The organism is Streptomyces sp. NPDC088387, assembly GCF_044753385.1.
In the GTDB taxonomy this organism is placed as follows: Bacteria; Actinomycetota; Actinomycetes; order Streptomycetales; family Streptomycetaceae; genus Streptomyces.
In genome coordinates this window covers 19,428-32,290 of record NZ_JBIVNC010000018.1, presented here as the reverse complement: position 1 = coordinate 32,290, position 12,863 = coordinate 19,428, and the positions used below count along the sequence as shown (strand labels likewise).

Sequence of the window (12,863 nt, the reverse complement as noted above, 5' to 3'; positions counted from 1 at the left end):
TGACGCATCCGTCAAGTCCCCTCACACCCCCGGCCCGCACCCGGGACCCGCCCCTCCCGGACACGAACAGCCCCCGGGCCGGGGGCTGTTGACGTCCCCGGCCCGGGGGTCGGTCCAGGGCATGCCCGGAGGAGGCACGGCGAAGCCGTGCAGGGGAGGCCGGTGTTGGTGCTGCGACCGGTCAGGTCCAGGGGCGGGGAGGGGCCTCGATGCCCCGTGCGCGGCCCAGCGCGATGCCTTTCCAGGCCAGGTCCATCAGGACCTCCCACGAGCCCTGCCAGCGGGTGACGTCGGCCTTCTTGCCGAAGCCGGCGTCGAGCAGGCTGCTGACCGCGGTATCGGTGAGCGCGTTGCGGACCGGCCCGGCGGAGTCCGGCGCCGCCCGGGACGCGACGGCGCCCAGGGCGATCGACGCGAGGGCCGTCTCGCGCAGGAACCGCCGGGCGGTGCGGCCGGGTTCGGGGAGGGCCTCCAGCTCTTCGTAGGCGGCTTCGGCCAGGGCGTGGTGCTCGTCCGGCCGGAGGCCCAGCAGGCGCAGCTGGGCGGTACGGGTCTGGGTCTGCCAGCGGTCGCGGCCCAGGCGGGAGGGCAGCCGCAGCAGTGCGCGGCGCTGCGAGAAGTGCGGCCAGGCGGCCAGTTCCCTCAGCGGCGCCGGCGAGAGGGGCGGCGACTTTTGCTGCGGGAAGCAGACCGAGCGGCGCACGCTCTGGTACTGGTCCGGATGCCCGATCGGATCGTCGTCGTAGCCGGACAGGCTCGGCAGGTCGAGGTGTTCGACCAGGGACGGGCCGCGCAGCAGCGCAGGGGCGCGGGTCTTGTCGAGGAACTGGGCGAGCACCTCGTCGTCGTCGCTCTGTTCGTGCCGTTCGGCGTAGTCGGCGAAGGCGTGCGCGAGGGCGCAGGGCATCACCACGGCGAGTGTCGGGAAGTACTCGCCGCGCACGGGCGGCAGCCAGGTGTGTCCCGACAGGACGGCCGCCCGGGCGGCGGCGCCGTTCCAGCTGATGGAGTTCGCGTAGAAGGTGAGCACCGTGTCCGGGTGCTCGGCGGCGGCCTGCCGCATGCGGTGCGGCGCGTCGGCGACGGGCAGGACGTCGTCCTGGAGCACGGCGTGATGGGTCGTTGCGTCGGGGCACTGCCGCCAGGCGAGCAGCGCGGTCCGCAGGGCGCTGGGCGGTCCCAGCGGCTCGGGGTCGAGGACGACGCGGGTGGACGGGCCCAGCCGTGCGGCGAGACGGCGCGCGGTGTCCAGCCGGCGCGGGTGGGACATGACGACGACGGACAGGCGGACCTCGTGGTCCGGGGGCCGGGGGGTGTCGCTCACGGGCGGCCGGCCAGCAGGTCCGCGGCCGCACGGGTGTTGACCCGGCCCGCGCCGTGGGTGGTGATGCTGGCGGTGTCGGTGAGCGCGGCGTCGTCGGGCATGCCGACGGCGACCAGGACGGCATCGGGACGCAGGGCGAGCGCCCGGTCCAGCCAGGTCCGCTGCCACGGGTGCCGGTAGGCGTCGCGGACGGCGAGGACGAGCGGGGTGGAGCCGGTGGTGGCCAGGACCTCCTCGGGGCCGTCGCCGGACGGGCCGACGGTGATCCGGGCCGCCGTCAGCCCGAGGGCCGCGAGCGGCTCGGCGATGCTCCAGTGCGCGCCGCCGACCTGGCTGTGTGCGTCCTCACGCAGCTCGACCACCACGGCGGGGCCGGGCAGCACGACATCGCCGGTGGACCGGGCGGCGCGGGCCGCGGCTTCCTGGCCGACGCCGCGGGAGCGGCGGGCGGCGCCGGTCCACGAGCGCAGCGCGGCGACCCGCCCGGCCGCCCGCGCCAGGTCGTCGGCGTCCAGTACGCCGCCGCGGACGGCCTCGTGGACCGCCGCGACGATGATGTCGCACAGGGGCTGCGGGTCGGCCCCGCCGAGCAGCAGCAGGTCCGCCCCGGCCCGCAGCGACCGGACCGCCGCGTCCGCCACGGCGTCCGGGCCGTGGGCCGACGCCATGGCCACCGCCGGGCCGACGACGACACCGTCGTAGTGCCATTCCGTGCGCAGGAGGTGGTGCAGGATCGTGCGGCTCATCGAGGCCGGGGCGTCGGGGTCGACGGCCGGGAAGAGGACGTGACCGGCCATGAGGCTCTTGGCGCCGGCGGCGACGGCCGCGGCGAAGGGGGCCAGTTCGCGGGCGCGGAAGGTGTCGGCGTCGATCGGCACGACCGGCAGGCTGTGGTGCGAGTCGCTCACGGTGGCCCCGTGGCCGGGGAAGTGCTTGGCGGCGACGGCGATGCCGCCGTTCTGCATGGCCCGGATGTAGGCGCTGCCGTGCGCGGCGACGAGGGCGGGATCGCTGCCGAAGGACCGGACGCCGATGATCGGGTTGTCCGGGTCGCTGTTGACGTCCAGGGACGGGGCCAGGTTGTAGGTGATGCCCGCGGCGGCCAGGTCCTCGGCCATGGCGGTGGCCACCCGGGCGGTGAGCTCCAGGTCGTCGGCGACGCCCAGGGCCAGGCTGCCGGGGTAGGCGCTGCCCTCGGCGTGGTCGAGGAGCGTGACGTCCCCGCCCTCTTCGTCGACGGCGACCAGGAGGTCCTCGGCGTGGCCGTGCACGGTGCCGGCCAGCACGGCGGCGTCGGTGCGGCCGGCGGGGACGGCGCCGGGCAGTACCAGCACGCCGGGCATGCCGGTCTCCAGCTGCCGGCGCAGCCACGGGGTCAGTCCGCTGCCGGAGACGGCCGGGAGCAGGCAGGAACGGATCAGGTCGTCGAGGGAGGTCATGGGGACACCTGCGCTTCTTCGGGGGAGTCGGCTCGGGCGGACGCGTGCGGCGGTGCGGCGGGAACGACCCCTGCGGGAGCGGGAGCGGGAGCGGGAGCGGCAACGGAAGCGGCTCCGGCTCCGGCTTCGGCTTCGGCGGGACCGGAACCGGCGGGAACCGCCCCCGCCGGAACGGAAGCGGAAGCAGCAGCAGCGGCTCCGGCGGAGGCAGAACCGGCGGGAGCGCCGGCGAACAACCGCTCCAGGACACCGGCCACCGCGTCCTCCTCGTTGCTGCCGATGACGTGATCCGCCTGGGCCAGGACGCGGGGATGGGCGTTGGCGACCGCGTAGGAGGTGCCCGCCCACGCCAGCATGGGCAGGTCGTTGGGCATGTCCCCGAACGCGATGGCGTCCGCCGCCGACACACCCAGCTCGGCGGCGAGGCGCTCCAGCGCAGACGCCTTGCTCACCCCGGGGGCGACCGCCTCGATCAGCCGCTCCCCGTTGGAGTGGTAGACGGTGACGAGGTCGTCGACGAGGGGCGCGGCCCTCGCCAGCAGTTCGTCGGCGCCCAGCAGGGGGTGGCGGGCGATCAGCTTGGGCGCGGGGCCCGCCGGCAGTTCCTGCGGCGGTACGCGGACGATCTCCGCGCCGCGGTCCCAGTCGCCGGGTTCGTAGGACGGGTCGGCGACCAGGTGGTGGGCGTGTTCCACGGCGAGACCCAGCCCGGGCAGCGCGGCGCGCAGCCGGCGCGCGACCTCGGCCACCACCGCGGGCGCGATGGCGTGTTCGCTGCGGACCGTGCGGCGGTGCAGGTCGTAGATCAGGGCGCCGTTGGAGCAGATGGCGACGCCGTGGTGCGCGAAGGCGTCGGCGACCGGTCCCATCAGCCGCGGCGGCCGCCCGGTGACGAGGACGAAGCGGCTGCCGCGGTCGGCGACGCGGGTGAAGGCGGCGACGGTGCGCGCGGAGATCGTGCCGTCCTCGCGCACGATCGTTCCGTCCAGGTCCGTGGCGACGAGCCGGGGACGTTCCAGGGTTCCCATCCTCATCCTGACTCTGTGCGCCCGGCTGCCCGGGCGGGGGCGGGGGCGGGGGCGGGTGGTGCGGTGGTGCCGTGGGCGGCCGTCGCCGGCGCGCGGCGGCCCAGCAGCAGCTGCCGTGTGCGGGCGAGTTCGGCCGGGTCGGCGGGCCGCGCGGACCAGGGCCGCCGCAGCGGGTCGCCGGTACGGCGGGGCACCAGGTGCACGTGCAGGTGGAAGACGTCCTGCCAGCCGGCTTCCTCGTTCGCCTGGAACAGGGTCAGTCCGTCCGGCGCCAGGACGTCCCGCAGGAGGCGCGCCGTCCGGTGGACGGTGCGCATCACGGCGGCGGCGTCCGCCTCGCCGATCTCCCACAGGTTGGCGGCGTGCGCGCGCGGGACGACCAGGGTGTGCCCTTCCATCACCGCGGTGCGGTCGAGGAAGGCGATCGTCGCCTCGTCCCGGTGGAGCACCTCGGCGTGCAGGGTGCCGGCGGCGATCTGGCAGAACGGGCAGTCGTCGTGGACGGCGGCAGTCATGCGGCGGCCGCCAGCGGCCAGGTCGCCTCGGTCAGGTCCGCGATGACGAGGTCGGCGTGCGCCAGGGACCGCGCGCTCATGCTCGTGGTGAGGGCGATGCAGTACGCGCCGGCCCGCTTGGCCGCGGTGACACCGGCGGGGGCGTCCTCGAAGACCACCGTCTCGTGCGGTGCGGCGCCCAGCGTGCGGCACCCGGTGAGGTACCCCTCCGGGTCGGGCTTGCCCGCGCGCACGTCGTCGCAGGTGACGAGGGTGTCGAGGAGGCCGAGCAGGCCGGCCCCGCGCAGCTCGGCGACGGCGTACTCGCGCGGCGCCGACGTCACCACCCCGACGGGCACGCCCGCGCTGCTCAGCCGGCGGACGAAGGCGAGGGCACCGGGCACCGGCGGTGCGGCGGGCATGTCCGGCCCGGCGACATAACGCTGCACCTCGCCGATGAGGTCCTCGACGCCGTGCCCGGGGAAACAGTGCAGGTGCTCGCGGAGGACCTCGCGCGGCGGGCGGCCGGCGAAGTCGTCCACCGAGGGGCCGCCGGCCCCGACCCCGTGACGGGCGAGGAGCCGCGACCAGGCGGCCCGGCTGCGTGGCTCGGTGTCGATGAGCGTGCCGTCGAGGTCGAACAGCGCGGCTCGGTACATGGCAGGCCTCTCTCGTGGCGTCAGGCGGGGACGGTCGGGCCGGGGAAGTCGCGGGACAGGGGCGCCCCGTGCAGCAGGTGCGGGGCGATGCGGTTGTCGAAGGCCGTCAGGGCCGAGGCGATGGCCATATGCATGTCGAGGTACTGGTAGGTGCCCAGCCGGCCGCCGAAGACCACGTCCTTCTCGCGCCGGGCCAGTTCGCGGTAGCGCGCGAGCTTCGCGCGGTCCTCGCCGGTCGCGACGGGGTAGTAGGGCTCGTCGTCCCGGCCCGCCATACGGGAGTACTCGCGCAGGATCACGGAGCGGTCCGCCGGGTAGGGCCGCTCGGGATGGAGGTGGCGGAACTCGTGGATCCGCGTGTACGGGGCGTCCTGGTCGGCGTAGTTGACGACGGCGGTGCCCTGGAAGTCGCCGACGGGCACGACTTCGCGTTCGAAGTCGAGCGTGCGCCATCCGAGCCGTCCGCAGGAGTAGTCGAAGTAGCGGTCGATCGGCCCGGTGTAGACGAGGGGGACGTCCGGCGGGAGGTGGTCGCGGACCTCGAAGAAGTCGGTGCCGAGCCGGACGTCGATCAGCGGGTGGTCGGCCATGGCGGTGAGCCAGGCCGCGTAGCCGTCCTTGGGGAGCCCCTCGTAACGGTCGTTGAAGTAGCGGGAGTTGAACGTGAAACGCACGGGCAGCCGGGAGATGATCTCGGCGGGCAGCCGGCGGGGGTCGGTCTGCCACTGCTTGAGCGTGTAGCCCCGGATGAACGCCTCGTAGAGCGGGCGGCCGATCAGGGAGATCGCCCTGTCCTCCAGGCTGCGGTCGGGATCCGTCGCCTCGGCGGCCTGTTCGGCCACCATGCGGGCGGCCTGCGCGGGGCTCAGGTGCCGGCCGAAGTAGGAGCAGATCGTGCCCAGGTTGATCGGCATGGGGTAGATCCGGCCCTGGTGGTGGGTCCACACCTGGTGCTGGTAGTCGGTGAACTCGCCGAAGCGCCGCACGTACTCCCACACGCGGGCCTGGGAGGTGTGGAAGAGGTGCGAGCCGTAGCGGTGCACTTCGATGCCGGTGGCCCCGTCGGTCTCCGAGAACGCGTTGCCCCCGAGGTGCTCGCGCCGCTCCAGGACCGTGACGCGGCGGCCGAGCCGGCTCGCGACGCGTTCGGCGACGGTCAGCCCGAACAGGCCCGAGCCGACGACCACCAGGTCGGCTCCCTCGCCCGGGACGCGGCCGCCGCTCATACGGGCGCCGGTGTGTGGTCCTCGGCCGGGGCCGAGGGGGACGCCGCCGCTGCCGGGCCCGGCGCGAGCGCGTAGATACGGTCCCAGTTCTCCCGGGCCGACAGCCGGGGCAGCGCGGCCCGGAACTGCGCGCGCACACGCGGCCCCCGCAGCCACAGCCGCAGCAGTGTGGTGAGGGAGCGCCGGGCGAGGCCGGCCAGCTTGCCGCGGTCCCAGGAGCGCAGCCGCACCCCGCGCTGCGAGGCGTCGGTGACCGCCGCGGTACGAAACCGTGCGATGTGCCACCAGTGCGCCTCGTCGTGCGGCACGCTGCCGGTCCGGTGCCGGTGGCGGCCGAGCAGTGCCGCGCCGAGCCGTACGAGTCCCGCGGCCGGCCACCAGCGCGGCGGACGGCCCGCGACGGTGATGGCGAGGTCGTGCCGGCCCTGTGCGGCGAGCGCGGTGAAGTCCTGGCAGACGGTCTCGGGGAAGGCGGCGCGCAGCCGGCGCAGCGCCACCAGCGTCGAGGCGCCGCCGTCGTCGAGGACGGCCGGCCCCCGGAGGAAGTCGTCGACGGCCCTGAGGACGGTCGCGGCCCGCCCGTACTGGTGGCCGAGGAGCGACTGGAGGAGTTCGGTGGCCAGGACGCGCGTCAGCCGCCCGCGGTCGAACGAGCCGTGCAGCGCCGAGATGATGGTGTAGTTGCGGACGATGAAGTACCGGTTGATCTCGTCGTCGTCCTTCCAGGGGAAGTCCGTGTGCCACAGTCCGGCGCCCGGCAGTGTGACGGTGGGGAAGCCGTGCCCCTTGGCGCGGTAGCTGAACTCGGCGTCGTCGCCCTGGAAGAACAGCGGCAGGGGGTAGCCGATGGCGTCCACGACGTCCGCCGGGACGAGACAGGCCCACCAGCCGTTGTATCCGGCCTCGACCCGCCGGTCCTGGCGGGCGGGGCGCCCGGTGTCCCGGGCGGGGGTGATCAGGTCCTGGGCGTGCGCGCTGTGCGGGGCGGGTACGCCGGGGCGGATCCCGTCGAGATCGGTGTGCTCGGCGCCGGCGTGCAGCCGGCTGGGATGCAGCAGGTTGAGCATCTGTCCGCCGAGTATCAGCGGGGCGTGGGTGCAGCGGGTGAACTGGACCATCCGCAGGATCAGATCCGGTTCGAGGACCACGTCGTCGTCCATGAACAGCACGTCGCCGCCCGCTTCCGCCGCCCGCCGGGTCTCGTACAGTCCGCGGGTGAATCCGCCGGCGCCGCCCAGGTTGGGCTGGGCGAGGTGGCGCAGCCGGCCGCCGAGGAGGGCCGCCACCCGGGGGAAGCCGGGGTGCGCGTCGACGCGGTCGTGCCCGTGGTCGACCACCGTCACACCGGCCAGCAACGCGCGCGGGCGCGGGTCCTCGCCGATGGCCGTCAGGGTGCGCAGGCAGTCCTGGACGCGGTCGGTGGTGCAGATGACCGCGGTGGTGCGCCGGGCCGGGCGGCCCGTCGCGGCGTCCCAGCGCGCATCGCGCAGCGACAGCCTCCCGCCCGGCCCGGTCCGGGCGTCCAGCCACAGGTGCCCGCCGTCCACGAACCGGTCCAGCGCGGCGGTGAGCTGCACGTCCTGGGTGCCGTCCACCCGGACCGTGTCCACGGTCCGGGCCTCGCCGTCCACGTCGCCGGCGAGCAGGCGGACCAGGCCCGCCCCCTCGGCGGCGAGCCGGACGTGCACCTGGCGGACGTCGGTCCAGCGCTGCCAGTAACTGGCCGGGAAACGCCCGAAGTAGGTGTCCCCGGTGACATGGGTGGCCTCCTCCAGGTGCAGGGCGCCGCGCGAGCGCCGCACCGAACCGGTCAGGACGGCCGCGTACAGATCCTGCGGCACACCGTCGTCGGGCCCGGTGAAGGGCCAGCTCTGCACGGTGAGCGGGACCGGATCCGCCGGGGAGCCGGGCAGGGCGGGGGAGTTCACAGGGCCACGCACGCGATCTCCTCGGTGAGCTGGTGCAGCAGACGGGCGGTGCGCGACAGCGGATAGCGCGCGGCGTTGCGGCGTCCCGCGGCACGCAACTGCGTCAGAATCGTGGGGTCGGCGCGCAGTTCGGCCAGGGCCGCGCCCAGCTCCTTCGCGTCGTGCAGGTCCACGGGCAGGGCGGAGTCGCCCAGCGCCTGGGAGAGGCCGGGCACCGGCTGGTAGAGCACGGGCAGCCCGCAGGCCTGGGCTTCGACGGCCACCAGGCCGAAGGCCTCCAGCCGGGTCGAGGGCATGACCAGCGCGTCGTGTGCGGCGAACGTGCGCCACAGCTCGGCCCGGGGCAGCCAGCCCAGCGCGGTGAGCCGCCCGGACAGGGCCGGGCCCAGCGCGGCGAGGTCGCTCGGCGGACCCGCCACACTCAACTCCGCACCGGGTACGTGCTCCAGCGCGCTCAGCAGCGGGCCCAGGCCCTTTTGCGGGTCCAGCCGCCCGGCGTACAGAAGCCGCAGACGGTCCGTGCTCCCGGGGGTGCGCGACGGCAGCGGCGCCTTGAGCAGTTCGTCGGGAACGCCCCAGGGGACATGTACGGTCCGGCACGGCATGTCGGGGGTCAGCGTGCGCAGCACGTCGGCCATCGCCGTGGTCGGCACGACGACCGTGCGGGCGTGGCGCACGGCCTCACGCAGGACTTCGGCCTGGGTCGCCCGGTCGCGGGCGATGAGCAGATCCGTGCCGTGGACCAGGGCCAGAGCGGGCAGCCGGGCAAAGGCCCGGATCAGGGCCGGGGTGGCGCCGAACGCCAGATGCTGTAGATGCAGGGCCGCGTAGGCGTCCGGGGCGAAGCGCTCGCGCAGGGTGGCGGCCAGCCGGTCCACGTACGCCCAGAACGGCGGCCCGTGCAGTTCCTTGCCGGGCACGGTGAGGACGGTCGGGCCCGGCACGCCGGGCGGGTGGTCGCCGCGGACGTCCGCGCGGGGGAGCGCGCGGACGTCCCGGCCCGGGAACGCGAAGACGTCCGCCGACAGCGGCCCGGCCGGGTCCAGGTAGAGGTCCCGCAGCAGCTCCATGCTGCCGCCGGGGCTGCCCCAGGGCAGGTCGATGCCGGTCAGGATCCTCAACGCAGCTCCTCGTGCAGCCGGGACAGCCCGACCCCGGCCGTGTCCCGGTACTTGCGGCCCGCCAGCTGGTAGCTGGTGCGGGCGCCGAGTGTGGTCAGAAAGACGATCTTGCCGAAGGTCATCCGGGGGTAGACCCGCACCGGACGGGCCACCCGGATCTCCAGGGTCCAGCGGATCGCGTGGCCGACGTGCCCGAGCGGCGCCGAGATGTGGACCCAGATGCCCAGACTGCCCGTGCTGTGGTCGCCGTTGATGAGCTGGGCGTAGCGCTCGGAACTCGTGCGTTCGTACGTCACGCCCAGGTACAGGCGGTCGGGGAGCAGCACCAGGCCGTCTTCGGGGATGGTGCACTCCTCGAAGTCGCCGGGGACGGCCGCGTCCAGCGTGCCGTGGCAGACCTTGATCTGGTCGCCCAGGCGCCAGTCGTAGGCGTTGGGCGAGACCCGGTCCGGGTCGAACGGCTCGATGACGATGTCGTTGCTGCGCACGGCCTGCTTGATGGCGGCCCCGGTGAGGATCACGAGGCGACCATCACGTCGTGCCAGTACCGCGATTCCTGGGGCCCCGCGGCCTGCTGGTACTTGCCCGCGTACAGGGTGATGTCGCCGGAGGAGGCGAAGAACATCACCTGGCCGATCTTCATGCCGGCGTAGACCCGCAGCGGGCGGACCGCGGAGAGCATGAGGGTCCACTGCCCGTGGAAGCCGATGTCCCCGATGGGGGCGGTGATCTCCACGAAGAGCCCGAGGCGTCCGACCGAGGACCGCCCGAAGAGCAGGGGCACGTAGGTGTCGGAGCCGACGCTCTCCACGGTGTGGCCCAGGTAGAGCTCGCCGGGGCGCAGGACGTAGCCGTCCTCCTCGATGCGGTGCGTGTGGGTCGCGTTGGGGCGGTGTGCGTCGATGACGTGGCCGGTGTAGATCAGCAGGCTCGGTCCGAGGGTGACGTTGTAGCTGTTCGGGTTGACCTGTTCGGGGCGGAACGGGGAGATCGCGATGCGTCCGTCGCCGGCGCCGGCGGTGATCTCGGGGCCGGTGAGGATCATTCCTGCCGCCCGGCGGTGAGTGTGGTGAAGTCGAACTCCACCCGGTCCTCGATGCCGAGTTCCCGGCAGAGCCTGGCGACGCCGGAGAAGTCGGTGACGAGCAGTTCGCTGCCGGGCAGGGAGCGGGTGTCCCCGATGATGTCGTCCACGCGGCCGATGCCCGAGGCGCGCAGCACCTGCGGCCACAACTCGTAGTCCTCCGCGCCGAAGGCGAGGATCGCGTCGGGCAGCATCCGGATCACGAAGTCGCGGCTGCTTTGGTCGAGGCGGGGGAAGATCTCCTTCATCAGCTCCAGGAGTACGGGGCCGTGTGCGGCCTCGTCGCGTGCGTGCAGGTGGTTGATGTGTGCGTGCAGCGGCTGGATCGTCCGGTCCCGGGCCAGCAGGTCCAGGTAGGCGTTCACACTGATCTCGCCGACCGCGGTCCACAGCAGGAAGAGCAGGTTGCGCTGTTGGCGGTCCCCGCTCTCGTCGCACAGCCGGTAGAGCGTGCGGTTGGTGACGGGGTGTACGTAGGCGGGTTCGCCGGGGATGTCGCGCGCCTCGCGGGTGCGCTGGACGGCCAGCATGTGCATGTACGTGTGCCAGGTCTCGTCGATGTGGGCCTGCTGCACGGCCTCCTTCGCCTCGAAGGACTCGGCGCCGGGCAGGTCGCCGTGGGCGAGCATCGCGAAGGTGGGGTTGGCCACGTGTTCCTCGGCCGCGATGACCCGCTCGTTGTAGGCGAGCCAGCCCAGGGTGTTCACCAGCCGGCGCTGGTCCTCGGAGGCGGCCAGGAAGTCGGGGTGTTCGGCGAAGGGCAGCAGATGCTGCGGGTAGTCCAGGAGCGCGGGGTCGTAGCGTTCGTGGTCGTGCAGGGTCGCCATGTCGGTGCGTATCGTCGCGCGCCGCGGCCAGGCGGCGGCGAGACGACGCAGGGTCGTCGGGCCGATGGAGGACTCCTCCGGTCCGGCGGGAGAGCCGTTCATTTCCGGGGCTGTCAACGAAGTCATCGGTCCTCTTTCGGATGCGGGCCGCGCGCAATTCCGCATCCGGAAAATTTGCGCGTGCGGGGTTCACGGAGGAGGGAAAGAACGCCGGAATTCCGCCCCTTGCTTCCTGCGTCCTGGACTGAACTATGGGTGAGGGGTCAGGGGGCATCAACCCCTATTGGCCGACCCGGACATGCGGCCGGCGTATCCCCAGAAAGGGGTGCGCGGACCCCCTGGACCGCCCGTTCGGGGAGAGCGGGCGCACACCGCTCACCGAGCCGGCCCGCGCCCGGCGCCCGCGGGGGAGCGCCCCCACCCTCGCCCCCACCCGCGCCTACGCCGCCGGTTCCTGGCGGGCGAAGTACGGGCGGCCGAGCGCGGCGGCGGCGAAGGCGGCGGACACCAGGGTCATGTGCCGGTGCCAGCCCGCGTAGGAACGCCCGGAGAAGTCACGCAGCCCCACGTAGTCGCCGGTCAGCGCCGCCTCCTGGGACACCCGTTGCAGTGCCGTGCCCATCCGCAGGATCAGGCTCGGCGGCATCGCGGTCATATCCGTCAGCCACAGTTCGGACGGCCACCCGTGCCCCCGTCTGCCGCCCGCGACCAGCAGGTACTCGCCCCCCTCGTCGGCCGACCCCTGCGGCGCCCCGGAGCCCAGCCGCACCCGCACCGACGCCTCCAGGCCGGTCTGCGGCGCGGCGAGGCGGGCCCCCGGCGGCCAGCCGATGAGACGCCGGCCGTGCCGGAAGACGTGCAGGATCCGGTGGACGGGAAGATTCGGCGGACAGACACCGCGCAGCGCCGGGTCGGTGACCGTGAGCCGCTGGTGCTCGCCGATCCTCATCAGCACCGGGAACGCCGCGCGTTGGAAGTGCCCGGCCAGGAGCTCCACGTCCAGCTCCCGGGCGTCCACCACGACGGGCAGCGCGGGCAGGTTCCAGGCTTGCAGCGGGTGCAGCGCACTGTGCGCCACGCTGTCCACCAGCGGGCTCCAGGTCAGATGCGGCGGGATCGCCACCCGCGCGCGCCGTACCGGGTCCTCCAGCCAGTGCCGCGACAGCACCAGCGTCCAGTCGACGGGGACCAGGAGGTTCACGCTCGACGCCCACAGCCCCAGCGCCAGCTGCGCGTTGATGGTCTGGCCCAGGCCGGGCACGTAGCGCCGCTCCACCCCGGCCGCGTGGCGCCCGTACTTGCGTATGTGCAGGGAGCCGATCACCCAGGCGACCGGCGGGGCGGCCGTGAGCAGATACGAGGCGGCCGCCCGGCGTACCGGTTCCCACTGCCACGAGGAGGCGTTGACGAAGTGGTGCAGCCGCTGTTCGTCGGGGTGGCGGCCGTTCAGCGTCGACAGGTTGCGGCTGGACTTGCGTCCTTCGACCTGGAGCAGGCCGCCCAGGTACTGCCGTCCGTAACGCCGTTGGTCGCTGCGCGGCAGCGACGCCAGGACGCGGTCGCAGAACTCCTCGAAAGCGGGGCCGGCGCCGCGCGAGAAACGCACTCCGTCCAGAGCCTGTGCGGGCGGGAAAGAATTGATTCCGGGATTACTCATCAGCGCTCGTCCCCTCGAGGGGTTTCGCTCGGGATCGAGGAACAGCGGAGATTCTTCATAATCGGACGAATCTAGG

At 73.7% G+C, this 12,863-nt stretch carries 12 protein-coding genes; all 12 read right to left on the bottom strand.

Annotated elements, in window-relative coordinates; translation table 11 throughout:
- Positions 1–181 precede the first annotated feature (181 nt).
- Positions 182–1,324: a hypothetical protein gene (locus ACIQAC_RS35105; RefSeq protein ID WP_402198490.1), complete on the bottom strand. Its 1,143-nt coding sequence runs from the start codon at positions 1,322–1,324 to the stop codon at positions 182–184.
- Positions 1,321–2,763: a glycoside hydrolase family 3 N-terminal domain-containing protein gene (locus tag ACIQAC_RS35100; protein WP_402198488.1), complete on the bottom strand. Its 1,443-nt coding sequence runs from the start codon at positions 2,761–2,763 to the stop codon at positions 1,321–1,323. Before ACIQAC_RS35100 ends, ACIQAC_RS35105 begins: the two co-directional genes overlap by 4 nt.
- Positions 2,760–3,797, bottom strand: a complete 1,038-nt coding sequence (locus tag ACIQAC_RS35095; RefSeq protein WP_402198486.1) for an HAD family hydrolase — start codon at positions 3,795–3,797, stop codon at positions 2,760–2,762. The genes ACIQAC_RS35100 and ACIQAC_RS35095 overlap by 4 nt, the downstream gene beginning before the upstream one ends.
- A complete protein-coding gene (locus ACIQAC_RS35090) occupies positions 3,794–4,306 on the bottom strand; it encodes an HIT family protein (RefSeq protein WP_402198484.1) in 513 nt (170 codons plus the stop codon). Before ACIQAC_RS35090 ends, ACIQAC_RS35095 begins: the two co-directional genes overlap by 4 nt.
- The gene (locus tag ACIQAC_RS35085) at positions 4,303–4,944 is read right to left on the bottom strand and encodes an HAD family hydrolase (RefSeq protein ID WP_402198481.1); all 642 of its coding nucleotides are present in this window, start codon (positions 4,942–4,944) and stop codon (positions 4,303–4,305) included. Before ACIQAC_RS35085 ends, ACIQAC_RS35090 begins: the two co-directional genes overlap by 4 nt.
- 20 nt (positions 4,945–4,964) lie before the next feature.
- The gene (gene glf, locus ACIQAC_RS35080) at positions 4,965–6,170 is read right to left on the bottom strand and encodes a UDP-galactopyranose mutase (protein WP_402198478.1); all 1,206 of its coding nucleotides are present in this window, start codon (positions 6,168–6,170) and stop codon (positions 4,965–4,967) included.
- The gene (locus ACIQAC_RS35075) at positions 6,167–8,110 is read right to left on the bottom strand and encodes a glycosyltransferase (RefSeq protein ID WP_402198476.1); all 1,944 of its coding nucleotides are present in this window, start codon (positions 8,108–8,110) and stop codon (positions 6,167–6,169) included. Before ACIQAC_RS35075 ends, glf begins: the two co-directional genes overlap by 4 nt.
- Entirely contained in the window at positions 8,095–9,219 is a 1,125-nt protein-coding gene (locus tag ACIQAC_RS35070; protein ID WP_402198474.1) for a glycosyltransferase family 4 protein, read from the bottom strand. The genes ACIQAC_RS35075 and ACIQAC_RS35070 overlap by 16 nt, the downstream gene beginning before the upstream one ends.
- Positions 9,216–9,740, bottom strand: coding sequence for a dCTP deaminase domain-containing protein (locus tag ACIQAC_RS35065; protein WP_402198472.1), 525 nt, complete (start codon positions 9,738–9,740; stop codon positions 9,216–9,218). The genes ACIQAC_RS35070 and ACIQAC_RS35065 overlap by 4 nt, the downstream gene beginning before the upstream one ends.
- Entirely contained in the window at positions 9,737–10,264 is a 528-nt protein-coding gene (dcd, locus tag ACIQAC_RS35060) for a dCTP deaminase (protein WP_402198470.1), read from the bottom strand. Before dcd ends, ACIQAC_RS35065 begins: the two co-directional genes overlap by 4 nt.
- A complete protein-coding gene (locus ACIQAC_RS35055) occupies positions 10,261–11,256 on the bottom strand; it encodes a diiron oxygenase (protein ID WP_402198468.1) in 996 nt (331 codons plus the stop codon). Before ACIQAC_RS35055 ends, dcd begins: the two co-directional genes overlap by 4 nt.
- Before the next feature lie 313 nt (positions 11,257–11,569).
- Complete coding sequence (locus ACIQAC_RS35050; RefSeq protein ID WP_402198466.1) at positions 11,570–12,787, bottom strand: IS701 family transposase; 1,218 nt, start codon at positions 12,785–12,787, stop codon at positions 11,570–11,572.
- Between the last annotated feature and the right edge of the window lie 76 nt (positions 12,788–12,863).